This is a genomic window from Brachybacterium sp. Z12 (assembly GCF_014400405.1).
Classification (GTDB): Bacteria; Actinomycetota; Actinomycetes; order Actinomycetales; family Dermabacteraceae; genus Brachybacterium.
The window spans coordinates 415,549-442,407 of record NZ_CP060496.1 but is presented as its reverse complement, the minus strand read 5'-3'; the positions used below and the strand labels follow the sequence as shown (position 1 = coordinate 442,407).

The 26,859-nt window shown below is 71.8% G+C and carries 27 protein-coding genes and 5 pseudogenes; 21 read left to right on the top strand and 11 right to left on the bottom strand.

The features are described 5' to 3' along the window. Positions 1–450: 450 nt before the first annotated feature. Positions 451–1,137 carry a protein phosphatase 2C domain-containing protein gene (locus H3H54_RS02345; RefSeq protein WP_262425356.1) on the bottom strand — a complete coding sequence of 229 codons (687 nt, stop codon included), beginning with the start codon at positions 1,135–1,137 and terminating at the stop codon, positions 451–453. A gap of 175 nt (positions 1,138–1,312) precedes the next feature. On the opposite strand from H3H54_RS02345, the gene H3H54_RS02340 reads away from it, so the two are divergent. The 10 genes and pseudogenes from H3H54_RS02340 (at position 1,313) to H3H54_RS02295 (ending at position 8,397) form a co-directional block, all read left to right on the top strand. Continuing rightward, positions 1,313–1,660, top strand: a complete 348-nt coding sequence (locus tag H3H54_RS02340) for a hypothetical protein (RefSeq protein WP_262425355.1) — start codon at positions 1,313–1,315, stop codon at positions 1,658–1,660. Between the two features lie 322 nt (positions 1,661–1,982). Continuing rightward, a complete protein-coding gene (locus tag H3H54_RS02335; protein WP_262425354.1) occupies positions 1,983–2,999 on the top strand; it encodes a hypothetical protein in 1,017 nt (338 codons plus the stop codon). A gap of 160 nt (positions 3,000–3,159) precedes the next feature. Then, positions 3,160–4,530 carry an SNF2 helicase-associated domain-containing protein gene (locus H3H54_RS02330; RefSeq protein ID WP_262425353.1) on the top strand — a complete coding sequence of 457 codons (1,371 nt, stop codon included), beginning with the start codon at positions 3,160–3,162 and terminating at the stop codon, positions 4,528–4,530. Beyond that, positions 4,530–5,395: pseudogene (locus H3H54_RS02325) on the top strand (DEAD/DEAH box helicase); the annotation flags it as partial. The gene H3H54_RS02330 and the pseudogene H3H54_RS02325, both read left to right, overlap by 1 nt. A 12-nt stretch (positions 5,396–5,407) precedes the next feature. Further along, positions 5,408–6,052: a DEAD/DEAH box helicase gene (locus H3H54_RS02320; protein WP_262426378.1), complete on the top strand. Its 645-nt coding sequence runs from the start codon at positions 5,408–5,410 to the stop codon at positions 6,050–6,052. A 102-nt stretch (positions 6,053–6,154) separates the two neighbouring features. Then, positions 6,155–6,604: a hypothetical protein gene (locus H3H54_RS02315; protein ID WP_262426556.1), complete on the top strand. Its 450-nt coding sequence runs from the start codon at positions 6,155–6,157 to the stop codon at positions 6,602–6,604. Continuing rightward, positions 6,502–6,840: an SWIM zinc finger family protein gene (locus tag H3H54_RS02310; protein ID WP_262425352.1), complete on the top strand. Its 339-nt coding sequence runs from the start codon at positions 6,502–6,504 to the stop codon at positions 6,838–6,840. Before H3H54_RS02315 ends, H3H54_RS02310 begins: the two co-directional genes overlap by 103 nt. 5 nt (positions 6,841–6,845) lie before the next feature. After that, positions 6,846–7,517: pseudogene (locus H3H54_RS19375) on the top strand (serine hydrolase domain-containing protein); the annotation flags it as partial. 298 nt (positions 7,518–7,815) lie between these two features. Continuing rightward, positions 7,816–7,926, top strand: a pseudogene (locus tag H3H54_RS19370) (hypothetical protein); the annotation flags it as partial. Between the two features lie 123 nt (positions 7,927–8,049). Next, positions 8,050–8,397 (top strand): hypothetical protein, encoded by a 348-nt coding sequence (locus H3H54_RS02295; RefSeq protein WP_262426555.1) that lies wholly within the window; start codon positions 8,050–8,052, stop codon positions 8,395–8,397. Positions 8,398–8,415: 18 nt separating this feature from the next. On the opposite strand, the gene H3H54_RS02290 is transcribed toward H3H54_RS02295, so the two are convergent. Continuing rightward, complete coding sequence (locus H3H54_RS02290; RefSeq protein ID WP_262425351.1) at positions 8,416–9,816, bottom strand: serine/threonine protein kinase; 1,401 nt, start codon at positions 9,814–9,816, stop codon at positions 8,416–8,418. Between the two features lie 111 nt (positions 9,817–9,927). On the opposite strand from H3H54_RS02290, the gene H3H54_RS02285 reads away from it, so the two are divergent. The 4 genes from H3H54_RS02285 (at position 9,928) to H3H54_RS02270 (ending at position 12,440) form a co-directional block, all read left to right on the top strand. Further along, entirely contained in the window at positions 9,928–10,209 is a 282-nt protein-coding gene (locus H3H54_RS02285) for a hypothetical protein (protein WP_262425350.1), read from the top strand. Next, positions 10,206–11,072: a hypothetical protein gene (locus tag H3H54_RS02280; RefSeq protein WP_262425349.1), complete on the top strand. Its 867-nt coding sequence runs from the start codon at positions 10,206–10,208 to the stop codon at positions 11,070–11,072. Before H3H54_RS02285 ends, H3H54_RS02280 begins: the two co-directional genes overlap by 4 nt. A 119-nt stretch (positions 11,073–11,191) precedes the next feature. After that, the gene (locus tag H3H54_RS02275) at positions 11,192–11,494 is read left to right on the top strand and encodes an alkaline phosphatase family protein (RefSeq protein WP_262425348.1); all 303 of its coding nucleotides are present in this window, start codon (positions 11,192–11,194) and stop codon (positions 11,492–11,494) included. Positions 11,495–11,540: 46 nt separating this feature from the next. Next, on the top strand, positions 11,541–12,440 hold the full coding sequence (locus H3H54_RS02270) for a phosphodiesterase (RefSeq protein ID WP_262425347.1): 900 nt from the start codon (positions 11,541–11,543) through the stop codon (positions 12,438–12,440). 10 nt (positions 12,441–12,450) lie between these two features. On the opposite strand, the gene H3H54_RS02265 is transcribed toward H3H54_RS02270, so the two are convergent. Both H3H54_RS02265 and H3H54_RS02260 read right to left on the bottom strand, forming a co-directional pair. Then, positions 12,451–13,851, bottom strand: a complete 1,401-nt coding sequence (locus H3H54_RS02265; protein WP_262425346.1) for an alpha/beta hydrolase — start codon at positions 13,849–13,851, stop codon at positions 12,451–12,453. A 45-nt stretch (positions 13,852–13,896) separates the two neighbouring features. Then, positions 13,897–15,135: an MFS transporter gene (locus H3H54_RS02260; protein ID WP_262425345.1), complete on the bottom strand. Its 1,239-nt coding sequence runs from the start codon at positions 15,133–15,135 to the stop codon at positions 13,897–13,899. Between the two features lie 178 nt (positions 15,136–15,313). On the opposite strand from H3H54_RS02260, the gene H3H54_RS02255 reads away from it, so the two are divergent. The 5 genes from H3H54_RS02255 to H3H54_RS02235 all read left to right on the top strand — a co-directional run bounded on the left by H3H54_RS02255 (position 15,314) and on the right by H3H54_RS02235 (position 18,998). Continuing rightward, a complete protein-coding gene (locus H3H54_RS02255; RefSeq protein WP_262425344.1) occupies positions 15,314–16,129 on the top strand; it encodes a solute carrier family 23 protein in 816 nt (271 codons plus the stop codon). Further along, a complete protein-coding gene (locus H3H54_RS02250) occupies positions 16,098–17,246 on the top strand; it encodes a solute carrier family 23 protein (protein ID WP_395963248.1) in 1,149 nt (382 codons plus the stop codon). Before H3H54_RS02255 ends, H3H54_RS02250 begins: the two co-directional genes overlap by 32 nt. 300 nt (positions 17,247–17,546) lie before the next feature. Next, complete coding sequence (locus H3H54_RS02245) at positions 17,547–17,984, top strand: OsmC family peroxiredoxin (protein ID WP_262425342.1); 438 nt, start codon at positions 17,547–17,549, stop codon at positions 17,982–17,984. A gap of 82 nt (positions 17,985–18,066) precedes the next feature. After that, positions 18,067–18,573: a hypothetical protein gene (locus tag H3H54_RS02240; protein ID WP_262425341.1), complete on the top strand. Its 507-nt coding sequence runs from the start codon at positions 18,067–18,069 to the stop codon at positions 18,571–18,573. Positions 18,574–18,608: 35 nt separating this feature from the next. Continuing rightward, positions 18,609–18,998, top strand: coding sequence for a hypothetical protein (locus H3H54_RS02235; protein WP_262425340.1), 390 nt, complete (start codon positions 18,609–18,611; stop codon positions 18,996–18,998). Positions 18,999–19,001: 3 nt separating this feature from the next. Here the strand turns inward: H3H54_RS02235 and H3H54_RS02230 are convergent, their stop codons facing one another. Then, the gene (locus H3H54_RS02230; protein ID WP_262425339.1) at positions 19,002–20,588 is read right to left on the bottom strand and encodes a cation acetate symporter; all 1,587 of its coding nucleotides are present in this window, start codon (positions 20,586–20,588) and stop codon (positions 19,002–19,004) included. Next, a complete protein-coding gene (locus H3H54_RS02225; protein WP_262425338.1) occupies positions 20,588–20,968 on the bottom strand; it encodes a DUF485 domain-containing protein in 381 nt (126 codons plus the stop codon). The genes H3H54_RS02230 and H3H54_RS02225 overlap by 1 nt, the downstream gene beginning before the upstream one ends. 165 nt (positions 20,969–21,133) lie before the next feature. On the opposite strand from H3H54_RS02225, the pseudogene H3H54_RS18595 reads away from it, so the two are divergent. Then, positions 21,134–21,316, top strand: a pseudogene (locus H3H54_RS18595) (XdhC family protein); the annotation flags it as partial. 335 nt (positions 21,317–21,651) lie between these two features. After that, a pseudogene (locus H3H54_RS02215) lies at positions 21,652–22,086 on the top strand (XdhC family protein); the annotation flags it as partial. Positions 22,087–22,260: 174 nt separating this feature from the next. On the opposite strand, the gene H3H54_RS02210 reads toward H3H54_RS02215, so the two are convergent. The 5 genes from H3H54_RS02210 to H3H54_RS02195 form a co-directional block, all read right to left on the bottom strand. Then, positions 22,261–22,872, bottom strand: a complete 612-nt coding sequence (locus tag H3H54_RS02210; protein ID WP_262425337.1) for an NTP transferase domain-containing protein — start codon at positions 22,870–22,872, stop codon at positions 22,261–22,263. Beyond that, positions 22,869–24,800 (bottom strand): xanthine dehydrogenase family protein molybdopterin-binding subunit, encoded by a 1,932-nt coding sequence (locus H3H54_RS02205; protein ID WP_262426377.1) that lies wholly within the window; start codon positions 24,798–24,800, stop codon positions 22,869–22,871. Before H3H54_RS02205 ends, H3H54_RS02210 begins: the two co-directional genes overlap by 4 nt. 132 nt (positions 24,801–24,932) lie before the next feature. Further along, complete coding sequence (locus H3H54_RS18590; RefSeq protein WP_316249116.1) at positions 24,933–25,457, bottom strand: hypothetical protein; 525 nt, start codon at positions 25,455–25,457, stop codon at positions 24,933–24,935. Beyond that, on the bottom strand, positions 25,352–25,984 hold the full coding sequence (locus tag H3H54_RS18585; RefSeq protein ID WP_316249115.1) for an FAD binding domain-containing protein: 633 nt from the start codon (positions 25,982–25,984) through the stop codon (positions 25,352–25,354). Before H3H54_RS18585 ends, H3H54_RS18590 begins: the two co-directional genes overlap by 106 nt. After that, a complete protein-coding gene (locus tag H3H54_RS02195) occupies positions 25,981–26,520 on the bottom strand; it encodes a (2Fe-2S)-binding protein (RefSeq protein ID WP_262425336.1) in 540 nt (179 codons plus the stop codon). The genes H3H54_RS18585 and H3H54_RS02195 overlap by 4 nt, the downstream gene beginning before the upstream one ends. Positions 26,521–26,859 lie beyond the last annotated feature (339 nt).

Here is a 26,859-nt window from a genome sequence, read left to right as displayed (position 1 = left end):
GGACCGCTCGTCAGGCCTGTCGTCCGTCAGGGGTGGGTGCGGGCGAACAGGCGGACGGGCTGCCATAGGTGGGGGAACCTGGCGTTATGCCCGTCTGGCCGCTCCCCAGGAGGGGGTCTTGAGGAACGGCACATCTATAAAGTTTTCAACGTCTTCCGACACTCGGAACAGTACCAGTCGAACCGGAGTGGCGCACCGTCCCGATCCTCAGGTGTGCATCTTCCGTGGCGGTCACGTCCTGAGGTCGAGCATAGGCCTTCGACCCGTCGCTGTAAACGCGCCAGCAGAGTCTGTTACCGCAGGTGGCATGCAGGTTCTACTCAGGCTCACCTGAGTATTGGGCACCCCGATCCTTCGTCATGCGCACATCAAATCCCGAGGCCGGACGGCAGTTCTCCGGCGCCCCGGGAGCCCGCCAGGACCCGCGCTTCCGAGCCTTCAGGAGGCCGCTCACAGGGAAACTGTGAGGACCGTCGCATCGTCATGCGGCTTCCTGGGCCGCCGACCGATCGGCAGGGCCCTCTCGGCGGCCCGCAGATCGTGCAGCAGAGCACACGGATCGTCGCTCAGCGCCCGGGCGAGGGAGGCGTCGTCGTGCAGCCCCAGCAGGTCCACGGCGCGGGTGACGCCATCCGAGACCAGGTGCACCGCCTCCAGCTCCGCGAGCGGGGTGCGACCCACCAGAGCCTGCTCGGCGGCCTCGGGTTCATGCCGCGCCACCCAGAAGCCCCCGGGTGCGTTGCGGCGGGCCTCGATCGCCTCAGGCGCCGTCTCGGCACGGACGACTTCGTCGATGCGGAGATCGCTGACCCGCCTGACCTCGCCGTTCCTGCTCATCAGCAGCAGCGAGGAGTCGCACAGCACCAGATGCTCGAGATGCTGCGCGGCGCGTCGGACCACGACCACGGTGGCCGAGGGGCCGCCCGCCCCGAGATCGCACTCGCCCTGATGCAGGCCGCGCACCTCCGAGATCGCGGCGGCCAGCGCGGCGCGGAGCCCGACGCCCGGATCCTGGGCGTTCGCCAGCAGCCGGGCCGCAAGAGCATGGGAGTACCAGGCGACGGTGTGGCGGCAGCCGGAGCGAAAACGCGCGGGCACTCCGGCGCCGTCGAGCACCACGGCGACCTCGCCGAGCACTCCCCGGCGTCCTCATCCGCGCCGGGGACGGCGGGAGCTGTGAGCAGTGTGGTGTGCACGCCGCCACTGTAGGTGGGGATCAGCGGAAGCCCGACGCCATCCGGCCGTAGAGTGGACCCGGACCAAGCCGCCCGTCTCCGGACGCGGCGGTGCCCAGGACGCGGAAGGAACCCAGATGATCGCGCAGGCGCGGATCACCTCCGACACGACTGCCACCGTGCATCTCGCCGAGGAGACCGTCGAGGTCTCCGGCGCTGATCTGCCGGAGATCCGGGACCGGGTGAAGCAGAGCTTCATCACCGCTGCGAAGGCCGCCGGGCACGACATCGACGTGGTCATCGTCGAGCCGCATGTCCACCACCACCTGCGCGTGGAGCCGACGGGCCGGATCACCGGCCGCGAGGCGGACGACCGCCCCCTGCACGGTCCCGCGATCGACGATCCGCTGATCGCTCCGCCCACCGATGACACCGCCGATCTCAGCAGCATCGATCAGGACGCTGCGCGGCCCGGCGACCGGTGAGCACATGGCGATCGGCTCTCCCGCCACCGGTGAGCTCTCTGCGGTGCGCCCGCACGGTGCCCGTCGCCGCCGGGTCGCCGCCACGCCGCCCAGCAGTGCGAGCGCCTCCACCCAGTCCGCAGCCACCGCCTCCGCCACGACCTCCGCACGCTCGGCAGTGTCTGCTGCGTCAGCACCGTCGGCCCCGTCGGCGGCCTCCGCCCGCTCGGCTGCATCGGCCCCGTCGGCGGCGTCGGCGCCGTCAGCTTCTTCTGCTGCGTCGGCTGTGTCTGCTTCTTCAGCTTCTTCAGCTTCTTCAGCCCCGTCGGCCCTGTCACCCGCGGTGGCGCCGACCGACAGCGACTCCTCGGCGCGCAAGCGCCCGCTGCCGCCGGCGCGCACCCTCCCCGAGCGGGACCCGTCCCGCCCCACCCTCCAGGATCTGCAGTCCTCGACCTCGAAGCGCGAGAAGGTCAAGGCCACCCGCGGCATGCCGGGCTTCATCACCCGCCTCACCGGCGGTGTCATCTCGCCGCGTCCCAACCGGCGCGAGCGCAGGGAGACCGAGCGTCTCGAGCGCATCCGTCGGCCGCTCGAGGGACCGCGCAACATCGCGGTGGTGAACCTCAAGGGCGGTGCCCACAAGACCACCGCCTCCCTGATGGTCGCCGCGACGCTCGGCGTGACCCGCGGCGGCAACGTGCTGGCCTGGGACAACAACGAGACCCGCGGCACGCTCGGCTGGCGCGGCATCCCCACCGATCATCACCGCACCGCCGTGGACCTGCTGCACGACATCGAGACGCTGCGCGCACCGCATGCGAGCAACGCGGACCTCGACCCGTACGTGCGCCCTCAGGGGGCGATGCGCTTCGACATCCTCGCCTCCGACGACGAAGACCCGGGCTCGGCCGCCTCGATCGACGAGGAGGCCTTCGCCGACCTCAACGATGCGCTCTCCCGCTTCTACCGCATCAAGGTCATCGACACCGGCAACAACGTGCGCGCCTCGAACTGGCTCGCGGCCGTGGAGAGCGCGGACCAGCTGGTGATCATCTCGACCGTGCGCGAGGACACCTTCAACGCCGCCGCCTGGATGATCGACGAGCTGCGGGCCACGGGCCTGGCCGAGCAGGTCGATCACGCGGTGACGATCCTGTCCCACTCCTCCAAGGGCAAGTTCGATCCCACGCTGCGCAGCCGCCTGCTCGCCCACTTCGGTGCGCACACGCGGGCAGTCACCGAGGTGCCCTACGAGCAGCACTTCGTCGACGGCTCCCACCTGGACTGGTCTCGGATCTCCCCGAAGACCAAGGAAGCCTGGCTCGACGCGACCGCACTGATCATCGACGGTCTCTGAGCGTCGGACCCGCGGCATAGTCTGAAGTCATGCCCGTCCGCCGCCTGCACCTCGTCGTCGATGACGACCTGGGCCCCGCCCTGTGGGTGCGGGAGCAGACCGGACCGGGCCGCTCCCGCGCGCTCGAGGACCTCTCCCCGCTGCGTCGGGACGCTCCCCCGTGCTCGGGGAGGCGCTGGCCGAGGCACCGGACCAGCTGCGTCACCGGGTGCGGATCCCCGGCCGTGACGGCGACCGCCGGGTGCCCGCCCTGCCGCTCGAGGGTGCTGCGCTGACCGGACTGGTCGGCGCCGCGAGCACGCTGCTCCAGGGCCGCTTCGGCGAAGACTTCACGGACCACCTCTCCTCCCTCCTCAGCGATGGCGCCGCGGCGCGGCTCGCGGAGGAGCTGATCGCGATGCCCGACCTGGTGGCGGCGATCGTGCTGGACCTGCGCGCCCGCACGCTCGTCGAGCAGCGCCATCTGCGCGCCCGGGCGGTGGAACGGTACGGGCGCCCGGTGATGCAGTGGCGGGCCCCCGACAAGGATTCCCCGCAGATGCTGCACGCGCTGGTGGACGGGCACGCCCGTCGCGCCTTCGCGGAGCACCTGCACCGCGCCCCGGCCCCGTCCGAGGACCGCCACGGGGTGCTGTGGGCCCTGGCCGACGAGGGCGAGCTGCGCGCTGACCTGCCCGCCCAGCGCAGGATCACCGCGGCGCTGGATGCCTTCGTGGACTCCGGCCGCCCCGGCGTGAAGCTCGGCTCCGGTGACAGCGAGCTGGTGGTGCGCCTGTTCGAGCCGCCGCTGGGCACCGCCTGGCCGCTGCAGACCTGCCTGCGGGAGTCCGACGGGACCGTGCACCCCGTCGCCGATCTGCGCGCCGTGGGGGATCTGAGCACCGCAGGTGCTGCGGAGGCCTCGGCTGCGGTGATGCGCCTCGCGCCCACCGTGCGCGGCGCGGCTGTGGACGAGACCGGGGTGGACTGGCTGCTGACCACCGCGGAGGCCTCCGAGCTCCTCTCCCGCGACACCCCCGCCCTCGAGGAGGCCGGGGTGACGGTGCTGCTGCCCCGCGACTGGACGAAGCAGAAGACGACGCTCCGCCCCCAGGACGTCGAGGAGGACCCCGGCGAGCGCAAGGGCTCCGGGGTGGGGCTCGGGGCGATGGTCTCCTTCCGCTGGCGGGTCGCCGTGGGCGAGACCGAGCTGACCGAGGAGGAGATGGAGGAGATCCGCGAGGCGCAGTCCGAGCTGGTGCAGCTGCGCGGGCAGTGGGTGCGGCTGGATGCGACCACGCTGCGCGCCGCCGAGCGCTTCCTCGACTCCTTCGGTGCGCGCACGAGCGAGGAGCGGGCGAGCCGGCCCCAGCCGCCGGCCCGTGGTGGTCAGCAGTCCGCGCCGCTGCCGCCGGTGCCGGAGCCTGCCGAGGTGTCGGGTCGGGCGCCGTGGATGGAGATGTTCTCCCTGATCCTCTCCCCGACGCCGCCGACGTCGACTTCGGGATCACGGCCCTCACCTCGGGCGGCAGCCAGGGCCTGGCCCGCCTGATGCCCGGCGGCCAGGGCCCGGAGCCCCACCCCCAGCCCCGCTCGCTGCAGGCCACGCTGCGCCCGTACCAGCTGGACGGGCTGAACTGGCTGTGGGCCCTGGACCGGCAGGGCCTCGGCGGGATCCTCGCCGACGACATGGGGCTGGGCAAGACCATGCAGGTGCTCGCGCTGCTGTGCCGGGAGCGCGAGCAGCTCGCCGAGCACGAGGCGACCGCGCCTCTCGGGCCCACCCTGCTGGTGTGCCCGATGTCGGTGGTCGGGGCCTGGCAGCGGGAGGCTGCGAACTTCGCGCCCGGTCTGCGGGTCCATGTGCACCACGGCGGGGACCGGCTGCGCGGCGAGTCCTTCGTGGCCGGCGCCGCCGACCTCGACCTCGTGATCACCACCTATTCGCTGCTGGCCCGCGACCTGCAGGTGCTCTCGGCCGTGGCCTGGCACCGCCTGGTGTTCGACGAGGCCCAGCACGTCAAGACGCCCGCCACCCAGGTCACCCGTGCCGCCCGCACGCTGCAGGCCCTGCACCGCCTGGCGCTCACCGGCACCCCGGTGGAGAACCGCCTCGCGGATCTGCACTCCCTGATGGAGGTCGTGAATCCCGGGCTGCTGGGCACCGCGCACAGCTTCCAGGAACGCATCGCGACCCCGATCGAGGAGGAGGGAGATGAGGCCGCGGTCAGCCGCCTCAAGCTCGTCACCTCCCCTTCATCCAGCGCCGCCTGAAGACGGACCGCTCGATCATCAAGGATCTGCCGGAGAAGATCGAGCTGACCCGGGTGGTGAACCTGACCCCCGAGCAGGCAGGGCTGTACGAGGCGATCGTGCAGGACCTGATGGTGCAGATCGACGGCGCCGAGGAAAAGAGCCGCCGCACGCTGGTGGTCTCCGCCATCACCCGCCTGAAGCAGGTGTGCAACCATCCCGCCCACTACCTCGGGGACGGCTCCCCGCTGGTGCGCGACGACGAGCACCGCTCGGGCAAGCTCGAGCTGGTCGACGACCTGCTGGGCGCCGCCTTCGAGGAGGGGCAGAAGGCGCTGCTGTTCACCCAGTTCACGACCTTCGGGCAGATGCTGGTGCCGTACTGGCAGGAGCGCTTCGCGGAGTACGGGATCAGCGTGCCGTTCCTGCATGGCGGGGTCTCCAAACGCGACCGAGATCAGATGGTCGCCGAGTTCCAGCAGGACCGTGACCGTCCCGGCCTGATGCTGCTGAGCCTGCGCGCAGGCGGCACCGGGCTGACCCTCACCGCCGCGAACCACGTCGTCCACCTGGACCGCTGGTGGAACCCGGCGGTGGAGAACCAGGCCACCGACCGCGCCTTCCGCATCGGCCAGCGCCGCGACGTCTCGGTGCACAAGCTGGTCAGCGCCGGCACCGTGGAGGAGAAGATCGACACCGTGCTCCAGGACAAGCAGTCCCTCGCCGAGCTGGCCGTCGGCCCGGGCGAGGACTGGCTGACCTCCCTCGACGACGACCGGTTGCTGTCCCTGCTCTCCCTCGACGAGGAAGAGGACTCATGAGCATCGTTCGTCGACGAACTGCGAGGAACGAGCGGGAGGAGATGAACTCATGAGCATCGTTCGTCGACGAACTGCGAGGAACGAGCGGGAGGAGATGAACTCATGAGCATCGAGCTGATCTCGCGGCGCGGCCCGGTCGGGAAGGGCTGGCACGCGGTCGCGCTGCGTGACGGCGCGGAGCGCCTGCTGGGTGCGGCGCGGGTGGGCCGCGGGAAGGCCGACGCCCGCGCTGGTCGGGTGCAGTGGTTGGACGTCGAGACGGGGGTCGCGCGCGGCGATGTGCGGGACGTCGACGGCGAGCTGTACCAGGCACGGCTCGAGCTGCCCGCCTTCCGTGACGGCGACCGTCAGGTCTTCCTGCAGGTCGCCCGGTCCCGTCCGGAGCTACCAGCCCGGATGGCCGGGGGACCTATCCGCAGGAGATCGAGGCGGAGCTGGCGAGATCAGAGGTGTCGCTGCTGCCCCGGGACGCCTCCGAGCTCTCCCACGACTGCTCCTGCCTGGACTGGCCCGGGCCCTGCCGCCACGTCGCGGCGCTGCTGTACGTGCTAGTCGAGGCGGTCGACGAGAAGCCCGTGCTGCTGCTGACCCTGCGTGGTCTCACACTCGAGGACCTGGTGGCCCCGGCGGCGCCCCCAGAACCGAGCGGCATCGAGGTCACGGCCGAGGAGCCTGACGCTCCCGCGCCCTATGACCCCTCGCGCACCGATCCCGCGAAGCTGGTCGAGGTGCTCGGTGAGGACGTCGCCGCGGTGATCCACAGCTTCTACGCCCAGCCTCTACAGTGACTGCCATGCCTGAGACCAGCCCTGCCGCCCCTGTCCTGCCCGATGCCGTGCGCTCCGCCGTCGCCGCACTGTTCGACAGTGCTGTCGCCGAGCACCGGACCTCTGGCGTGACCTGGGCGATCATCGGCGGTCACGACCATGAGGAGGCAGTCCTCGCCCACGGCGCCGCTGGGCACCGCGAGCTCGACGGCGGCGTGCCCGCCGCGGGCTCCTCCCCGATGGACCGGGCGAGCGTCTCCCGTATCGCCTCGATGACGAAGTCCTTCACCGCCGCGACGCTCCTCGCCCTGCGAGACGAGGGCCGGCTGCGGCTCGAGGACCCGGTCTCCACCTATCTGCCCGAGGCCGCCGGCGCCTTCGAGCTCGCCGAGGACGAGCGCGAGCCCACCCTCCGTGAGCTGCTGACCATGAGCGCGGGGCTGGTGACCGACAACCCGTGGGGCGACAGGCAGGAGGCCATGACGAGGGAGGAGTTCGCGGCGGTGCTGCGTGACGGGCTCGGGCACGTCCACCGCCCCGGCACCGGCTTCGAGTACTCCAACACCGGGTACGCCCTGCTGGGACGCGTGATCGACGAGGTCACCGGCGGGGACTATACCGGCGAGATCCGTCGCCGCTTCCTCGAGCCGCTCGCCCTCGGCGCCACCGGCTGGTCAGCCGAGGAGATCGACACCGCGCAGCTCGCGACCGGGCACCGCCTGGCCGATCGCAGCGACGCCACCCGCTTCGAGCCGGTGCCGCTGGACTCCCCGGCGTGTACGGCGCGATGGCCGGACTCTTCTCGACCGTCGACGATGTGGCCGTCTGGGTGCGCTTCCTCGCCGCGGCCGACGCGCCCGACTCCGCGCGGCACGAGACCGGCCCGCTCGCCGCCGCGTCCCGCCGGGAGATGCAGCAGCTGCACCGCCATCAGGCGCTCGCCCCGCTGCCGGCGGACCTCGATGACCCCGCCCGCACCTCCCCGGCTTCGACCGGGTGCGCGGCTACGGATTCGGACTGGTCATCGAGCACTTCCCCGATCTCGGGCAGGTCATCTCCCACTCGGGCGGTTACCCCGGGTACGGCTCCTTCATGGTCTGGCACCGCGACTCCGGGGTGGGGGTGGTGGCGCTCGCGAACTCGAAGTACGCCCCGGCCACCACCCTGTCCATGCAGGCGCTGCGCCTCCTCCAGCGGGAGGTCCCCGGGCTGCTCGCACGGCGCTCGACGGTGGCCGCGCCCCGCAGCCTCGAGGCGGCAGGTGCGGCGCTGGACTGGCTGCGCTCGGACGATGACGCGATCGCCGATGCCTGGTTCGCGGACAACATGGATCTCGACGTGCCGCGTGCGGAACGTCGGCGTCGGCTGGACGCCGCGCTCGCGAGCTCCGGCATCGACCGCGGGGCGCTCGAGCGGCTGCGGGCCGAGGACGCGCAGGTGCTCAGCCGTGGGCAGCTGCGCTGGACGCTCCCCGGCCACGGGAGGGGTGCGCCGTCGCTGCGGATCGATCTGCTGATGGACCCGCGGCGAGGTGCGCTGTTGCAGGCGCTGGACACCGCCGCGGTCACCCCGCGCTGAGGTGCTCGGAGGGACCGCTCAGGCGAAGACGCGCCCCTCGCCGCCCGGATCCGTGGTGCAGGAGACGTAGTCGCCCTCGGCGGTCAGGGCGATGACGCCCTCGTCCTCCGCGACGCATTCCTGCCCCGGCTCCACCTCGGCGAAGGCCGCATCGATGCTGCTGACGGGCCCCTCGCCCCCACCGAACATCGCGGAGGCGCTGCCGCCGTCGAAGACCATCAGCAGCACCGCCGCCGTGATCACACCGAGCACCAGCGCGGCCACGACCCCGAGCGCCACGGCGATCAGCGTGCCGCGGCTGCCCGCCCCGCCCTGCCCGGTGGGCCCGGTGGACGTCTGGGCGGCGGTGAAGCCGTGGGTCGGGAAGGGCGCGCCCTGCTGCGGCGGAGAGCCGGGCGGGGTCTGCTGCACCCACTGCGGGCCCGTCTGTGGAGAGGCCCACTGGGGGCCGGTCTGCGGAGAGGGGGAACCGGAGCTGAAGCCCTGCTGCACCTGCCCGGCCCGGATCGCCTCGAGCGAGGAGGGCGCGACCTGGGGCGCAGGACGCTCGGGACGCGCGGCGCCGGGGGCGTTCTCGGGCAGCGGGTCCAGGGTGTCTACGAACTCGAGCGGGGTACCGTCGGCATGGGTCAGCGGGTAGCCCTGCGGGACGCGCGGCAGATCCCGGCGCACCGTCTCGGCGTCCTGATAGCGATCCTCGGGCTGCGCGGCGACGAGGCGACGGATCACCGCGGAGAGCTTCGGGGTCACACCGCGCAGGTACTGATTCAATTCGTCGGGCCGGAAGGCGCCGTCGTGCAGCTTGATCGGGCCGTTCAGCGCCACCAGGGCGACCACGCCGGCCGCATACAGGTCATGGGAGGGCGTGGGCTCAGCCATCGAGAACAGCTCCGGGGCCATGTAGCCGGGGGTGCCGTTGACCATGCCCACATGGGTGAAGCGCACGTCGGTCTCATGGACCGCGATCCCGAAATCGGCGAGCCGGGAGGCGGGATGGGCGCGGCCGCGCGGCTCGAACATGATGTTCGCGGGCTTCACGTCGCGGTGGATCCAGCCCTCCTCGTGCACATGGGCGAGACCGTCCAGCAGCTGATCGAGGATGACCACCACGGCGGGCTCGGCGAGACTGCCCTTCTTCTTCACCACCGATTCGAGCGTGCCGCCGGAGACCAGCCGCATCGCGATCACCACGTGCTCGTCCTCGGCGCCCCAGCCGTAGGGGGTCAGCAGATGCGGATGGTCGAAGCTGACGCCCTTCTCGCGTACGAAGCGCATGAGGTCGGCGGAGTCGCGCTGACGCAGGACCTTCGCGGCGCACAGCTCCTGGGCCTTGGAATCCCAGGCACGCCAGACGGAACCGGAACCGCCCTTGGCGATCAGGTCGATGAGCGCGAAGCGCCCGACAATAACGTCAGCCATAATATTCCCAGCATAACTGCAGGATCTATGGCGGCGTTATGCTGGCAACGATCTCTGCGGCCCCGGCGCTCGGCCCGGGCCCATGCGTCGCGTCCGAAGGAGGGGGAGCTCGTGAGCATCGTCGCCGGGAGCCCGCTCGCCTTCGGCGGCGACCCCTTCTGGGATCCGGTCCCCTTCTCCCTGCCGCTGCTGCTGATCCTGGCGGCGATCTGCCTGCTGCTCACGCTCGGCTTCGTGGTGTGGCTGGTGGTGCAGCCGGAGGAGCCCGAGGTCGACACCAAGCCCCTGGTCGACAAGGCCACCCGGCAGGATCGCGAGACCGCGGTGACGATCCGGCGCCGGCTCGATGCGGACACCGGCCGGACCGATCCCACGGAGCCCGAGCTGCGATGAACCGGCACCGGGCCCCGAGGCTGCGCCGACGCTCGCTCACCTCGCTGCTCGCCGTCTCCGGCGGGATGCTGCTGGCCACGGGCTGCGGCAGTGCCCGCCCCGCCCCCACCTCCGCCGAGGTCCCCCGTGATCCGCTAGCCGTGCTGGATCCGGACGAATGGAACGCGCGCTCCGCCGAGGAGCTGCGCGCCCTGAGCGTGCAGGGAGCCGCGGACGAGCTGGAAACCTGGGCCGATCTGGGCGCCGAGGAGAGCTTCCTCGATCCGGCACGGGACACCCTGACCAGCTTCGTCGGGACCGCGTACCTCTCACCCGAGGAGCTGAGCGGCCTGGACCACGAGGCCGCTCACGACCGCGTCTCGAACGCCGCCCCGGAGTTCTGGCAGGAGGGCCTGCGCACCGCCTGGGACGGAGGCGACCGCCCCTTCTACGCCGCCGCGCTCGCCCCGCCGTTCCGCGCGGTGGGCCGCCCCGCCCTCGCAGCGGACTGGTACCGCACGGAGCAGGAGGACAAGCCCGCCCTCGCGCTGGGCACGACCATCGCCTGGACCGTCATCGACACCACCACCCGCGCCGTCGGCCAGTTCGCCTACCGGCTGGGCATCGTCGCCGAGATCGACGAGGACGGCGGCGCCTCCGCCGCCGCGATCCGCCTGTCCCTCCACGGCATGGACGGCTGCGGGATCGCCGAGCACGAGGGCCTGCTGGTCCCCACCCTCGCCGACGAAGAGGCGCACCGCTCGGTGCAGGAGGCCACCTGGGACGAGGTCCTCTCCTCGCCCCGCATCCCCCTCGAGCACCTCCTCGACAAGGACTCCTCCCTCTTCGCCGGGGACGACACCACCTACCTCCCCTGCGAATGACCCTCCCCGCGCACAGGCTGTTCACCTGACAGTGGCCCCACGCTCACCGGGCCCTCGCACCGCGGCCAGCAAGCCCCCTACGGTGCTCGGAACGCTGTCGAGACCCCCGGAGGAGCTCCATGAACACCGGCCGCACCCTGCTCCTCGCCGTCGACGGGCTCGACACCGGCGAGAACTTCCCGCATCCGCTGCTGACGGGCACCTCCCTGGCCACGGCAACCGCCCTGACGCTCCACCCCGGTGGCCCGTCCGAGCCCGCTCCCGCCCTAGCGAGCCTGGTCACCGGCGCGTCGGTGGCCCACACCGGGGTCGCCACGGCCGTCCCCCTCCCCCGGATCGCCCCGAGAGCCGCTCCACCTGGTACGCCCGCTCGATGGCCGCGCCCACCCTGTTCGACCAGCTGCGGCGCGAGGGACGGGTAGTCGCGGCGCTGCAATGGCCCGCGACCGCCGGCGCTGGGATCGACCTGTGCCTCCCCTGGTGGAGGACCTGCGCCACTACCGCAACCGCTGGGACATGGCCGTCTCCACCAGCTCGCCACGGATGATCCAGGAGCACCTCGAGCCGCGCCGTGAGGCCGGCGTGCAGCTCTCCCAGGTCCCGCCCGACGATCTGGTCGCCGAGATCGCCGCGGAGGCCCTCGGCCGCAGACACATCGACCTGCTCGCGGCGCGGCTGTCCGGCCTGGGTGCCGTGCAGCGGGCCTCCGGCCCGGACACCGCTGCGGTCCAGCGCGCGATGCTCGACACCACCGAAGCGCTCGAGCAGATCATCACCGCCTTCTCCCCCACCGAGGAGGACAGGGTGCTGCTGGTGCCGGGGCGCCCCCTGGTGCGCACGGCGCTGCTGGTGCACCCCAACGCGGCACTCGCCGCGCACGGTCTGCTCCGCACCGAGGGGCCGCGGCTGGCTGATTTCCGGGCCCTGGTCTGGCCCGACGGGCCGCGCGGCGTGGTGCATGTGCGCCGCGAGGAGAGCAGCACCGTGCGGGAGGCAGCTCTGGCCGCACTGCGCGAGCTCGGTGCGCATGTGCGGCTCTCGCTGCGCCTCGTCGAGGACGGGGTCGGGGCGACGGAGCAGACCGATGTCATCGCCGTGCTCGAGGGGAGCCCCGGCACCGTCTTCGGACTGTCGGCGACGCATCGCGCGCTGGTCGAGGGAGATGATCCCTACTATGCGGGCCCGCTCATGGTCAGCGACCCCTCGGCAGCCGCTGTGGCGCTCGCGCGCGGGCCGGGCCTGCCGTCGACGCCGGTCGCCGGCTCGTGGGCGGATCTCGGGGTGACGCTCGCCCGCGCGATCGGGGTCGAGCTGCCCGGGGCGACCGCGGAGGGGATGCGCGCCGCGGCGGCCGTCGCGAAGCACTGAACCGGCTGGCTCAGCGCGCGGCGCGCCATCCGGTCAGCGCCCGTCGGATCCGCGCCAGCAGGCTGGGCGGCGGTGCGGCCATCCGGTCCCGCAGCTCATCGAGGGCCGGCGCATGGTGGGAGATGTGGTGGCGCCCATCGTGCAGCGCCGGATGCGGAGGCCGCCCGATGACCTCTGCGGGTGAGACGTCGACGGAGAGCATGAAGCGCACTCGCCGCGTCGTGTCGGCATCCGTGATCACCTCGAGGGAGTCCACCGTCGTCCCCAGATCGGTGGAGAGCTCCTCCCGCAGGCGGGCCAGAGCCGCGTCGAGGGCGGAGGAGGAGTCCGGATCAGCGCGCACGGCCTCGGCGATCGGCATGACCACCAGGTTGCCGCCCACGTCGACGATCGCGTCGATCACCTCATGGGTCCCCGCCGCACGTCCCTCGTCCCGGAGCGTGAGCTGCTGCAGCACCACGCGCAGCGCGCCCGCAGCTGCGTGAGGGATCACCGCGTCACGGATCGACTCCACTGCCGGCGAGCTGCCGTCCCAGGTCACAAGGTCACCTCGCGTCATGGGGCACACATTAGCCGCACGTGCTCGGTTCAGGCGGAGGTGACCCCGGAACGGTCGATCCCCACTGCCTCGCGCACCGCGGCGATCTGGAAACGGCGGGCCTGCTGGGAGGCCGGGCCCTGCCCGAGGGTGGCCACGCTGCTGCCCGCTCCCGGGATCTCGAGGTGCGCGCGCGCGGCCCGCCTGGAGGAGCGCGGCGTGCAGCCGTCGGCTGTCCTGGATCAGCTCGTCCTCCGCGCCGGTGACCAGGTGCACCGGCGGCAGGCCGGACAGCTGCCCGTGCAGCGGGCTGAGCCGCGGTTCGGTGCGGGGCACGGGACCGGCGTAGAGGCGGGCGGCGGTGCGCAGCTCCTCCTGCCCGTGGTCCTCACAGCTGAGATCCGCCCAGGGGGATTCGAGCAGCACGGCGGCCGGGGAGTCGAGGCTGTCCTCCGCGAGGACCTGAGCGACCGCGAGGGCGAGACCCGCGCCGGAGCCCTCTCCCGAGAGCACCCAGCGGCCGGGCCGCAGCACGGCCTCGGTGCTCAGCGCGTCGAGGGCGCGCAGGACGTCCTCGATCGCGGACGGGAAGCGGTGGCGCGGGGCGAGGCGGTGGTGGATCATCGCGCCCGCCGCGCCGGAGCGCCGCGCGACCTCCTCGAGCCAGCTCCACGACTGCGGGCTCTCACCGCGCAGGTAGGAGCCCCCATGCAGGTGGACGATCGTCGCAGTGCCCGAGAGCTCCCGATCGATCCAGGTGACGGGGACGTGCCCGTGCCGGAGCCGCTGCACGCGCGAGGGCGCCGCGACGGAGCGGGAGGGCATGGACGGCCGCTGGGAGGCCAGGATGCGCAGGGTGCGGACGAGGCTCATGGGAGCATCCTGCCACGGAACCCGGTACGGACAGGGGGCGGCGGCTCAGCTCGCGATCTCGTCGTCGACCATCCGCGGCAGCGCGGCGCGGTAGCCCGAGACCGCCATCACCAGGCCGGTCCCGGCGAGGAACCACAGCACCGCGTCCGTCGAGCCGGTGGCGCTCAGCAGCGCGCCGGCCACGATCGGGCCGAGCGCGGCCAGGATGTACCCGTAGGGCTGGGCCATCCCGGACAGCCGCGCGGTGACCAGCGGGTTCCGTGTCCGGGCGGGGAGCAGCGCGATCGCGGTGGGGAAGACGAACCCGGCGATCCCGAGCACGCACGCCCACAGCAGCGGGCTCACTCCGGGCGCGAGCAGCAGGCCGATGTACCCGAGCGTGGTGAGCACGCCGAAGCCGCTCACGATCCAGCGCAGACCGCGCACCTTGGCGATCACGCTCGGCATCACCAAACCGCCCACCAGGCCCCAGCCGGCGATGACGGCGACCAGCATGCCGGCCCGGGCGGGGGTGACCCCGGCATCGGTGAGGATCTGCGGGAGCATCCCGAACTGGGTGTATGCGTTCAGCGACTGCATCGAGAAGGTCACCATCAGCGCGATCGCGGTGGGTGAGCGGAGCAGGGAGCCTCCGAGCTCGCCCCGCGGCGGAGCGGGCGGGAAATCGTGACCGGTGCGGGTCAGCACGACCACCCAGACGAGCACCGGGACCACCGCGAAGATCCCCCAGAAGCGCAGGGAGTCCTGCCAGCCGTCGGCCCCCGTGCCGGCCAGCGGCACTGCGAGCGCGGCGGCGGCCGAACCGCCGATCGCGAGCGTCACGCTGTACAGCGTCATCAGGCCGACGGTCCGTGCACCGCCGTGCAGCTTGATCCACGCCGGCACCAGCACGTTGCCGAGCGCGGGGCCCAGCAGCGCCAGCACCGACAGCGCCACGAACACCGAGAACACCCCGGAGGCCGGGCGCAGCAGCAGCGCGATCGCGACCAGCACGAACGAGGCCACCAGCGCACCCGTCAGGCCGATGCGGCGGGAGATCGGGACCGCGAGCAGGCCGAGCACGCCGAAGGCGAGGCACGGCAGGGCGGTGAGCAGGCCGGAGGCGAAGGCGCCCTGGCCGAACGCGCCCACCACGGACTCCATGAGAGGGCCGACGCTGGTGGCGCCGGGGCGCAGGTTCAGCGCGATCGTCGCGATGGCGAGCACCGCCAGCAGGGTGCCGATCGCGGTGGTGCGGTCCGGGATGCGCGTGGGGATGTCGTCGCGGGGAGGAGAAGTCGTCACGTCCCCCTCTACCCCGACGGCAAGAGGGAATCCATCTGTTGCCGCCTTGTCCCATCTCACCCCCGGCTCGCTGCCCTCCCGGTCGTACGGAGGCCTACCCTGGTGCGCGGCTCGACTCGTCGGCCCCACCTCCTCCGCCACGTCGAGGACCCTGCCTCGACGACCCCCAAGGACCTCCATGACCACCGCTTCGCCCGCGCTCGACGCACCCCGCACGCATCCCGTCGACCAGGTGCCTCCTCCGGGCCGGCTGACAGTGCTCTCGGTCCAGCACGTGCTGGCCTTCTACGCCGGTGCGGTGATCGTGCCGCTGCTGATCGCCTCGGGCCTGAACCTCACGCCCCAGCAGACGATCCACCTGATCAACGCGGACCTGTTCACCTGCGGCATCGCGACGCTGATCCAGTCGGTGGGCTTCTGGAAGGTGGGCGTGCGCCTGCCGATCATCCAGGGCGTGACCACCACCGCGGTGAGCCCCATCATCGCGATCGGGCTGGCGGCGACGGGTGGCGAGGGCGGCGCCGAGGGACTGCCGATGATCTACGGCTCGATCATCGTGGCGGGACTGTTCACCTTCCTGGTCGCCCCCTACTTCGCGCGCATCCTGCGGTTCTTCCCGCCGGTGGTGATCGGCACCGTCCTGACCACCATGGGCATCACCCTGCTGGGGGTCTCCGCCGGAGACATCACCAACTACGCCGAGGGCACCCCCGCCGCCCGCGACATCGTCTACGCGCTGGGCACGCTGGGGATCATCGTGCTGGTGCAGCGGTTCTTCCGCGGCTTCCTGGGCACCATCGCTGTCCTGCTGGGCCTGGTGATCGGCACCGCGGTGGCCGTGCTGCTGGGCGACACGTCCTTCAGCGGCGTCACCGAGGCCTCCGCCTTCGGGGTCACCACCCCCCGTCTACTTCGGCATCCCCACCTTCTCGCTCACCGCGATCATCTCGATGTGCATCGTCATGCTGATCACGATGGTGGAGACCACCGGTGACGTCTTCGCCGCGGGCGAGATCGTGGGCAAGCGGATCCGCCCGAAGAACATCTCCGAGGCGATCCGCGCCGACGGCCTCTCGACCCTGCTGGGCGGGGTGCTGAACTCCTTCCCCTACACCTGCTTCGCACAGAACATCGGCCTGGTGCGCCTGACCCGCGTGAAGTCGCGCTGGGTGGTCGCCGGGGCGGGCGTGCTGATGATCATCCTCGGCGTGCTGCCCAAGGCCGGGGCTGTGGTCGCCGCGATCCCCTCCCCCGTGCTCGGCGGCGCGTCCCTGGCGCTGTTCGCCTCGGTGGCGCTGGTGGGTATCCAGACGCTGTCGAAGGTGGATCTCACCGACAACCGCAACTCCGTGATCGTGGGCACCTCGCTGGGCCTGGCGATGCTGGTCAGCTTCAAGCCGGACATCGCGGGGGTGTTCCCCTCCTGGGCGCAGGTGTTCGTCTCCTCGGGCGTGACCGTCGGCGCGATCACCGCGATCGGGCTGAACCTGGTGTTCTTCCACCTGGGCCGTCAGCGCGGCTCGATGGTCACCACCACCGCCGAGGGCGAGCGGATCGGTATCGAGGACGTCAACGAGATGGACCGCGAGACCTTCGTGGGCACCTTCGGTTCGCTGTTCAACGGCGCCACCTGGCCGCTCGAGCGGGCCTGGGAGGCGCGTCCCTTCGCCGACGCCCCCGCCCTGCGCGCCGCGATCGAGGACGCGGTGCTCACCGCGGAGCGCTCCGAGCAGGACGCCCTGGTGCGCGCCTATCCGGACATGGCCACCCTGATCACGGCCGACGAGGAGCAGGCGGAGTCGATCAGCCAGGATGTGGGCTCCTTCGCGCTCGAGAACCTCACCGACGAGGACCTCGAGGCGGTGCGCGATCTCTCGGCCCGGTACGAGGAGAAGTTCGGGATGCCTTTCGTGGCCTTCCTGGGCCGCACCGACTCCTTCGCGAAGATCATCGAGAACGGGGTGCGGCGCCTGGACCACTCCCCCGCGCATGAGCGGCGCGTCGCCCTCACCGAGGTCGCCGAGATCGCCGGGGACCGCTTCGTGATCATGGTCGCGGACGCGAACCCCGTCGGCTCCGCCTGGATCCGCAAGTTCGAGTCCCTCCAGTAGGTCGCTGCAGTAGGAGTCCCCGCCGCCTGTGTTCCCGGCGGGCCGATAGCAGCAGGAGCTGGCCATATCGCCAGCTCGCCTCATAACAGGCCCGCCGACGACACACACCAGCAGGGAAGTGGACGAGGTGGGGCGCAGAGGGGCACCGGTCCGGCCCGACCCGCAGCTCGGCTGACCCGACCCGCGACCCGGCGCCGGCGGGACGAAGCACCCCTCCCGCCGACGCCGTGCCCGGGCTACCGTGGAGAGCGAGCGCCTTTCGCGGCAGCGCGGGGGCGACCTGCCACTGAAGGAGTCACCATGCCCCGCACCGTCACCTCCACCGCATCCACCGCCTGGAAGGGCGACCTGATCGCCGGCTCCGGGACCACCACCCTGGAGACCTCGCAGCTGGGAACTTTCGACCTCAGCTGGAAGGCCCGCTCCGAGGAGTCGGCGAAGGGCACCACCTCCCCCGAGGAGCTGCTGGGCGCCGCGCATGCCGCCTGCTACTCGATGCAGTTCTCGAACATGCTGGCCGAGAACGGCACCCCGCCCACCGCGGTGGACACCTCCGCCGACGTCAGCTTCAACATCGGCGAGGGCGGGATCACCGGCATCGAGCTGACCGTCACCGCGAAGATCGACGGGATCGACGACGCCGACTTCCAGCGCCTGGCCGAGGAGGCCAAGAGCAGCTGCCCCGTCTCGAAGGCGCTGGCCGGTGTGGACATCACGCTGAAGGCGTCGCTGGCCTGACCGCCTGAGCGAGCATCCCGACCCCTGCCGCGCCCGCTCCCTGCCCTGACGGGCTGAAGAGCTGACCGGCTACGGTCGGAGGATGCAGCCGATCCCCCGCCACTGGGCCACCGTCCGCGAGACCGTCCGCTTCCCGGGCGCTGAGGAGTGGGCGCTCACAATCCACGGCGCCTCGGATCTCTCCGTCGAGGACGCACAGCGCGACGCCCGTGAGCGCATGCAGCGCGTGGTCGCGGCCGGGGGCCCGGCGCGGGGGACCGGCAGCGGCGTGGAGTACTACCCGCTGCGGCGCCTGCCCGAGGAGCTGCTCGAGGAGCTTCACGGACCGGACGGCACCCTGATCGCCGCGATCACCCGCAACCGCTACGGCTCCGCGGTGCTGAACACTGATGCGGTGCTGATCAGCGACATCGATCTGATCGAGCCGTCCTCGCAGGACCGTGTCAGGGCGAGCGGCGGCGGGCTGCTCTCGCGTCTTTTCGGGGTGGCCGCGCCGAGGAGCTCAGCGAGCAGGAGCAGGATCCGGACGCCTTCGGTCTGCGCTCACCGGGTCGTCGCGGCAAGCATCATGCGCGCGCCCTGGCCCTGATCGAGGGCTTCTGCGCCCGACATCCGCAGCTGGGGGTGCGCACGTACCGCACCCGCAACGGCTTCCGGCTGCTGATCACCGGCAGCGGTGCGGCGCCGTCGAGCGAGCGTGCGCGGGAGCTGATGGGGCAGGTGCACAGCGATGAGCTGTACATGATCCTGTGCCGGGTGCATGACACCTATCGGGCACGCCTGACCCCGAAGCCCTGGCGCGTGCAGGTGGACCGCTTCGAGGAGCTCGGCACCCGCACCGCGACCGACGACATCCATCGCGCATGGGTGGAGCGCTATCGGGCCGCCTCGTCGGAGGTGGCTGTATGCCGGTTGCTGGCGAGCACCGGCCCCGCGCCGGGCCCGGTCGAGCAGCAGATCATCGCGCTGCACGACCGGGCGGTGCGGCCGGAGTCGGGGCTCCGCCTGGCCTGAACCTCAGTGATCGACCGTGGCCTTCTCGGAGCCGGCCCCGGTCATGGAGCGCACCTCCATCTCGGCCTGCTTGACCTCGTCGGTCTCGGCAGAGGTCACCGAGCCGAGCCAGCCGAGGAAGAAGCCCAGCGGCACCGAGACGATCGCCGGGTTCGACAACGGGAACCAGGCGAAGTCGACGCCCGGGATCATCGCCGTCTCACTGCCGGAGACCACCGGGGAGAAGGCGATCAGGAGGACGGCGCTCAGCAGACCGCCGTAGATGCTCCACACCGAGCCGCGAGTGTTGAACCGCTTCCAGTACAGGGAGTACAGGATCGAGGGCAGGTTGGCGCTGGCCGCGATCGCGAAGGCGAGCGAGACCAGGAAGGCCACGTTCTGCTCCGCGGCGAGGATGCCGCCGAGAATCGACACTCCGCCGATCACCAGTGCGGTGCGCCGTGCGACCGCGACCTCCTTCTTCGGATCCGCCTTGCCGTGCTTGAGCACGCCGTTGTAGATGTCGTGTGCGAAGGAGGCGGAGGCGGTGATGGTCAGGCCTGCGACCACCGCGAGGATGGTCGCGAAGGCGACTGCGGAGATGATCCCCATCAGCACCGTGCCGCCGAGCGCGTAGGCCAGGGCCGGGGCGGCCGAGTTCGAGCCGCCGGGCAGGGTGCCGATCACGTCGACGCCCACCATGTACGCGGCGGCGAAGCCGAGCACCAGGGTGCACAGGTAGAAGAAGCCGATGAGGGCGATCGCCCACACCACCGAGCGGCGGGCCTCCTTGGCCGTGGGCACGGTGTAGAAGCGCATCAGCACGTGGGGCAGCCCCGCTGCACCGAAGACGAGCGCGATCGCGAGGGAGACGAAGCCCAGCTTGGTGGCACCGGACTCGCCGTACTGGTGCATCGGCTCGAGGATCGTGGCGCCGTCGGGGTGGGAGTCCACCGCCTGGCCGAGGACCTCGGAGAGGTTGAAGCCGTTCAGGGCGAGGATCCAGACCGTGGAGACGCCGACGGCGGTGATCAGCAGGACGGCCTTGATGATCTGCACCCAGGTGGTGCCCTTCATGCCGCCGATCATGACGTACAGGATCATCACCACGCCCACCACGGCGATCACGATCGACTGGCCCACGCGGCCCTCGATCCCGATCAGCAGGGACACCAGCGCTCCCGCACCGGCCATCTGGGCCAGCAGGTAGAAGAAGGTGACGGCGAGGGTCGAGGTGGCGGCGGCGGTGCGCACGGGGCGCTGGCGCATGCGGAAGCTCAGCACATCCGCCATCGTGTACTTGCCGGTGTTGCGCAGCGGCTCGGCGACCAGCAGCAGCGCCACCAGCCAGGCCACCAGGAAGCCGACGGAGTACAGCAGGCCGTCGTAGCCGTACAGCGCCACCGCGCCGACGATGCCGAGGAAGGAGGCGGCGGAGAGGTAGTCGCCGGCGATGGCGATGCCGTTCTGCCGGCCGGAGAAGGCACGACCGCCGTGGTAGAAGTCCGCGGCGGTGGTGTTCTGCTTCGAGACCTTGATGACGACCGCGAGGGTCACCACCACGAAGGCCAGGAAGATCGCGATGTTCAGGATCGGGTTGCCGAACTCCATCAGAGATCTCCCTCCAGCTCTTCCCGGATCTTGGTGGAGATCGGGTCCAGGTTCTTGTTGGCGTGACGGATGTACAGCCAGGTGATCAGGAACGTCATCACGAACTGGCTCAGGCCCAGAAGGATGCCGAGGTTGAGGTTGCCCAGCACCGGGGTGGCCATGAGGCTCTCGGCGTAGGTGGACATCAGCACGTAGGCGAAGTACCAGACCAGGAACGCGATGGTCATGGGGATCGCGAAGCCGCGGAAGCTGCGGCGCAGGAGGGTGAAGTCCTCCGACTGCTGGACCTCGACGAACTGCTCAGGGGTGGGGCCCTCCGGAGGGGAGGCGGCCTCCGGCTCTGCGCCGGAGGCCTCGGGGGTGGGATGGTCACGGGACACAACTCCTTCGTTCTGCTCGTTGTCCTGGTCCGAGGAGGTGACGAGGACATCCCGGCGACGGTAGCAGGTGTGATGGCGGTCATAGGAAACTTTCGAGGCGTTTCGCCGCCCGGCCGTTAGGTCGGGACCCTCGTTCCGGCACAGGGGCCCGCTTAGGCTGGGTCCGTGCTCGACATCCTGGCCTTCGCCCGGGAGCGCCTGACCTGCGCTCCTGACCCGACGCCTTGCGCCGTCGCGACGATCATCGCGACCGAGGGGTCCGTGCCCCGGCCCGTGGGCACCTCGATGCTGGTCAGCGCCGACGGCTCCCTCCACGGCTCGCTCTCCGGCGGCTGCGTCGAGGGGGCGGTGCTCGAGGCCTGTCAGGAGGCGCTCGAGACCGGTGAGGCCGCTGTCCACCGCTTCGGGTTCAGCGAGGAGGACGCCTTCGCCGTGGGCCTGATGTGCGGCGGTTCCCTGGAGGTCCTGATCCAGCCTTTCGCCCCCTCCGGGCCCGGGATGCCGGGCGCTCTGGGCGCGGTCGAGGACGGCGCGCCTGCCGCGTATGTGGCGCAGCTGCCCGGTGGTGCCGGCTCCCCGGAGCTCGCCCTCCTCGTCGACGACGAGCCGGGTGAGGCGCCCGGGCGCTCGCTCCCCTGCTCCCCCAGGCGCTGCTCGAGGAGGGGACCTCCCGGGTCGCGGAGATGCTGCGCGAGGGGCGTTCCGGCGTCCTCCGCCTCTCCCCGCCCGACGCGGCTGTGCCGTCGGCCGAACTCTTCGTGGAGTCCCGTGTCCGACCGGCGCATCTGGTGGTGTGCGGGGCGAATGCCTTCGGGCAGGCGCTGGCCGAGGCGGCGCATCCGCTCGGGCTGCGGATCACGCTGTGCGATCACCGGCCCGCGTTCACCGATCCCGCGTCATTCCCCGGCGCGGAGGTGGTGCGCGCCTGGCCGCATGAGTTCCTGGCCGCGGCTGCGGAGCGCGGTGACCTCGATGACCGCAGCATGGTCTGCGTGCTCACCCACGATCCGAAGGTCGATGTGCCGGTCCTGCAGACCGCTCTCGGGCTCCACATCGCCTACGTGGGCGCGATGGGATCCCGGCGCAGCGACCGGGACCGGCGGGCCGCGCTGCGGGAGGCCGGGATCAGCGAAGAGGCGCTGGGTCGGCTGCACTCCCGATCGGGCTCGACCTGGGGGCGGAGAGCCCGGCGGAGGTCGCGGTGGCGATCCTGGCGGAGATCCTCGCCGCGCGGGCGGCGCGGGAGACGGTCGTGCCGCTGCGTGACGGGAGCGGCCCGCTGCACTGAGGGGTCAGGCCTCCTCGTCCAGCCGCCACAGCTGCTCGGGGAGGTCGAGGTCCGCGCCGTCCTCGAGGTCGGTGCAGTCCACCAGCTGCACGATCCCCTGCTGGGCCCGGAGCAGGTCACGGGCGCCCACGTCCTCATGCGCGGCCTCCGCAGCGGCAGCGGTCCACGCGGCGTCGAAGAGCACCGGGTGGCCCCGGCGAAGCGTCCCGGAGGGATCACGGTGGGCGGCGGCGGTGATCTCACCGCGACGGTGGGCGGCGAGCACCCTGGCGACCACCTCGGCGTGCAGCCCGGGCCTGTCCACCGGGGCGACCAGCACGTCACGGCCCGGACCGATCGCGGCCAGGCCGGTGCGCAGCGAGCTCCCCATCCCTTCGCGCCAGCTGGGGTTCTCCTGCGCTCTGGCTCCGGGGATCCGGGCCGTCGCAGCACCCACGTGCTCAGCTCCCGCGCCGGTGACCACCACGACCTCGCAGCACCCGCCGTCCAGCAGGGCGCGGGCGACGTGCTCGACCAGGGTGGTGCCGCGCGTCGGCAGCAGCGCCTTCGGGCCGCGCCCGAGGCGGGTCCCAGCGCCTGCGGCGAGGAGCAGGGCGACGGGCCCGTCGAGGGTCACCGGGGCAGGAAGTCGCTGCCGAAGAGGGGCAGGTCCCGCACCCTCACCCCGGTGGCGTGGTGGGCGGCGTTGGCGATCGCCGCGGCGGCGCCGACGATGCCGATCTCTCCGATGCCGCGGGCGCCGAGCGGCCCGGCCTGCGGGTCCTCCTCGTCCAGCCAGTGCACCTCGAGGGAGCGGATGTCGGCGTTGACCGGCACGTGGTACTCGGCGAGATCGTGGTTGACGACGTGCCCGAAGCGAGGATCGAGCTCGCCCTTCTCGTGCAGCGCCATCCCCACGCCCATGGTCATGCCGCCCAGGAACTGCGAACGGGCGGTGCGGGGGTTGATGATCCTGCCGGCGGAGAACATCCCGAGCATGCGGTCCACACGGATCTCGCCGGTGGTCTCCTGGACGCTGACCTGCGCGAAGTGGGCGCCGTAGGAATGCATCGCGAGCTCCTCCTCGGCGGGGTTCTCCTCGGCCTCCCCGGTCGACTCGGCGCCGTCGGAAGGTGCCCGGCCATGTTCGCGGCGGAAGGTCTGCGCGGCGGCCATCACCGCCGTGCCCCAGCTGGCCAGGCCCGTGGAGCCGCCCGCGACCGTCGCGTTCGGCAGGGAGGTGTCGCCGATCTGCAGCGTGATCTGCTCGGGATCGACTTCGAGGGCGTCGGCGGCGACCTGGGTGAGCGCGGTCCAGGTGCCGGTGCCGAGGTCGGCGGCGCCGATGCCCACCTCATAGCTGCCCGCGGTGAGGCGGATGCGGGCCTGCGAGCCCGGCTGGCGGGAGGCGGGGTAGGTCGCGGAGGCGACGCCGGTGCCGATCAGCCAGCCTCCCTCCCGGCGGGCGCGGGGCCGCGGGTCCCGCTCGGCCCAGCCGAAGCGCTCAGCACCCTCGCGCAGGCAGTCCAGGAGGCGCCGCTGGTTGAAGGGCAGTCCGGTATCCGGGTCGAGCACGGGCTCGTTGCGCGCCCGCAGCTCGATGGGGTCCAGTCCGCATGCCTCGGCGAGCTCGTCCATCACCATCTCCAGGCCCACCATGCCCGATGCCTCGCCGGGGGCGCGCATCCACGACGGCACGGCGATGTCCAGCGGGAGCAGGCGCTGGGTGATGCGGCGGTGCTCGCCGGCATACATCTGCCGGGAGGGCTTGATCGCCTCCTCGGGGAACTCCTTGGTGTGCGAGGAGCTGGAGACCGCCTCGAGGACGAAGGCGGTGATGGTTCCGTCGGGCCCGGCTCCGATGCGGAAGTGCTGCGAGGTGGCCGGCCGGTACCCGGTGATCGCGAACATGTGCTGGCGGGAGACCGCGTATTTCACGGTGCGGCCGGGCACGGCGCGTGCGGCGAGGGCCGTGAGCATCATGTCGGCATGCGGCACGCCCTTGGAACCGAAGCCACCGCCGACGTGCGGGCTGATGATCCGCAGCTGCTCGGGCTCGATGCCGAGGATCGGGGCGAGGGCCTGCCGTGCGGGGTGGACGCCCTGGGTGGAGGTCCACAGCGTGAGCTCCTCGCCGTCCCAGCGGGCGATGGTGGTGTGCGGCTCCATCGGGTTGTTGTGCTCGAGCGGGGTGGAGTAGCGCTGGTCCACGACGATCTCGGCGGCGGCGAGCGCGGCCTCGACGTCCCCGGTCTCGACGTCGTCCGCGCCGCCCTCCGCTTCCCGCACCTGGGGATGGTCGTGCCGGAAATGGGCGTCGTGCGGCGCGACGTCGGTGGTGATCTCGACGAGGTCGGCGCCGTGGCGCGCTGTCTCCGGGGTCTCGGCGAGGACGGCGCCGAGGTACTGGCCGCGGAAGCCGATCCCCTCGTCCTGGAGGATGGCCAGCTCGCCGTCCTCGGTGTCGGCGAGCCGGAGGGCGTCCTCGTGGGTGAGCACGAGCGCCACCCCGTCGAGGGCGAGCGCGGCGGCGGCGTCGATCGCGGTGACGCGGCCGCGGGCGATGGTCGAGCACAGCGGGTAGAGGTGCAGCGGGTCCTCGACGGGATGTTCATAGGCGTACGGGCGCGGCCGCGCACCTTGTCGGGGCCGTCGAGCCGCACCCGTCCGGTGCCGATCGCGGAGGCGCGCAGGAGGTCACTCATCACCGGGCTCCTCGGAGTGCTCAGATTCCGCGGCGTCCTCGGCCAGGCCCGCGAGCTCGGCGAGCACGCTCACCATCACGCCCTGGGCCATGGTCACCTTGAACTCGTTGCCCTCGACGGGTCGGGCCTGCTCGAGCTCCGCAGCCGCGGCTGCCCGGAACGTCTCACGGGTCGCGGGGGCTCCGGTGAGGAGCTCCTCGGCGCGGCGCGCGCGCCAGGGCGCATGGGCGACGCCGCCGAGGGCGAGGTGTGCGGAGCGGATCATCGGATGCGGGCCGCTCGTATCGAGGTCGAGCACCGCGGCGACGGACACCAGCGCGAAGGAGAAGGAGGCGCGGTCGCGGATCTTGCGATAGGTGGACCGGACCGTGCGGGCGGAGCGCACCGGGGCGGGCAGCTCGACGGCGGTGATCAGGTCGCCCTGCTCGAGCACCGTGTCGAGGTGCGGCTCCGTTCCGGGGAGGCGATGGAGCGAGGTGAGCGGGATCCGCCTCTCCCCCTCGGCGCCGAGCACCACCACGGTGGCGTCCAGTGCGGCCAGCGCCACCGCCATGTCGGAGGGGTGGGTGGCGATGCAGTCCTCGGAGGCGCCGAGGATCGCGTGATAGCGGGTGTACCCGCCGATCGCGGAGCAGCCGGAGCCCGGTTCACGCTTGTTGCAGGGGTGGTGGTGTCCTGGAAGTAGACGCAGCGGGTGCGCTGCAGCAGGTTCCCGCCGGTGGTCGCCGCATTGCGCAGCTGGCCGGAGGCCCCGGAGAGCAGGGCGCGGGAGAGCATCGGGTGGTCACGGCGCACGCGGGGGTCGGCGGCGAGGTCGCTGTTGCGGACCATCGCGCCGACGCGCAGTCCGCCGTCGTCGAGCTCCTCGATGTCCGCGAGGTCCAGGCGGCCGATGTCGACCAGCAGCTCGGGGGCGGTGATCCCGAGTTTGAGGTGATCGACGAGGTTGGTGCCGCCGGCGAGGTAGGTCGCGCCGGGCCGCTCGGCGACCGTCGCGACGGCGGCGGCGGGGTCGCTCGCCCGTTCGTAGTCGAAGGGTCTCATCGGCCTGCCTCCCCGGTCCCCGGCTGCGCCGCGGCCGCCTGCTGCACGGCGGCGACGATGTTGACGTATGCGCCGCAGCGGCACAGGTTCCCGCTCATCCGTTCGCGGATCTCGTCCTCGGTGAGCTCGACAGGCCCGCCCGGATCGGTGTCCTCGGTGACCACGCTGGGTCGCCCGTCGGCCGCTTCGCGGAGCATGCCGGCGGCGGAGCAGATCTGACCGGGGGTGCAGTAGCCGCATTGGAAGGCGTCCTGCTCGAGGAAGGCCTGATGCAGGTCGGAGAGCTCCCCATCGGGCGCGAGCCCCTCCGAGGTGAGGACTTCTGCGCCGTCGAGGGAGACGGCCAGGAGCAGGCAGGAGTTGAGGCGTCGGCCGTCGACCAGCACGGTGCAGGCACCGCACTGACCGTGATCGCAGCCCTTCTTCGGGGACATGTTGCCCAGATGATCCCGCAGGGCATCGAGCAGCGTGGTGCGGGCGTCCACGATCAGATCGTGCTGTTGACCGTCGATGACGAGGTGCACTGGATGGCCCATCGGGCGCCTCCGGGTCGGGTCGGGATTCGAACCTACTGTCCCCGGGAGGGCCCGGCAACCGCTCCGGCCACCGGCCGACCGATCGTTCGCCTGCGGTCGGAGGGCGGCTCCTGCGCCGCGGCTTGCTACGTTGGCCAGATGGACCTCCCCGATCTCTCCCTGACCGGTGGCGACGACGGCTTCGTGCACGTGCGCGGGGCGCGGCTGCACAACCTGCGGGACCTCGACGTGGATCTGCCGCGGGGCAGGTTGGTCGCGTTCACCGGCGTCTCCGGGTCCGGGAAGTCGTCCCTCGCCTTCGGCACGATCCACGGCGAGTCCCAGCGCCGCTACCTCGAG

Bases quoted from the DNA above. Each gene is read 5' to 3' on its own strand.
- H3H54_RS02340 (WP_262425355.1), top strand. From the start codon at position 1,313: ATGATCGCGCAGGCGCGGATCACCTCCGACACGACTGCCACCGTGCAT.
- H3H54_RS02315 (WP_262426556.1), top strand. From the start codon at position 6,155: ATGAGCATCGAGCTGATCTCGCGGCGCGGCCCGGTCGGGAAGGGCTGG.
- H3H54_RS02290 (WP_262425351.1), bottom strand. From the start codon at position 9,816: ATGGCTGACGTTATTGTCGGGCGCTTCGCGCTCATCGACCTGATCGCC.
- H3H54_RS02280 (WP_262425349.1), top strand. From the start codon at position 10,206: ATGAACCGGCACCGGGCCCCGAGGCTGCGCCGACGCTCGCTCACCTCG.
- H3H54_RS02275 (WP_262425348.1), top strand. From the start codon at position 11,192: ATGAACACCGGCCGCACCCTGCTCCTCGCCGTCGACGGGCTCGACACC.
- H3H54_RS02265 (WP_262425346.1), bottom strand. From the start codon at position 13,851: ATGAGCCTCGTCCGCACCCTGCGCATCCTGGCCTCCCAGCGGCCGTCC.
- H3H54_RS02255 (WP_262425344.1), top strand. From the start codon at position 15,314: ATGACCACCGCTTCGCCCGCGCTCGACGCACCCCGCACGCATCCCGTC.
- H3H54_RS02250 (WP_395963248.1), top strand. From the start codon at position 16,098: ATGCTGATCACGATGGTGGAGACCACCGGTGACGTCTTCGCCGCGGGC.
- H3H54_RS02245 (WP_262425342.1), top strand. From the start codon at position 17,547: ATGCCCCGCACCGTCACCTCCACCGCATCCACCGCCTGGAAGGGCGAC.
- H3H54_RS02240 (WP_262425341.1), top strand. From the start codon at position 18,067: ATGCAGCCGATCCCCCGCCACTGGGCCACCGTCCGCGAGACCGTCCGC.
- H3H54_RS02230 (WP_262425339.1), bottom strand. From the start codon at position 20,588: ATGGAGTTCGGCAACCCGATCCTGAACATCGCGATCTTCCTGGCCTTC.
- H3H54_RS18585 (WP_316249115.1), bottom strand. From the start codon at position 25,984: ATGAGACCCTTCGACTACGAACGGGCGAGCGACCCCGCCGCCGCCGTC.
- H3H54_RS02195 (WP_262425336.1), bottom strand. From the start codon at position 26,520: ATGGGCCATCCAGTGCACCTCGTCATCGACGGTCAACAGCACGATCTG.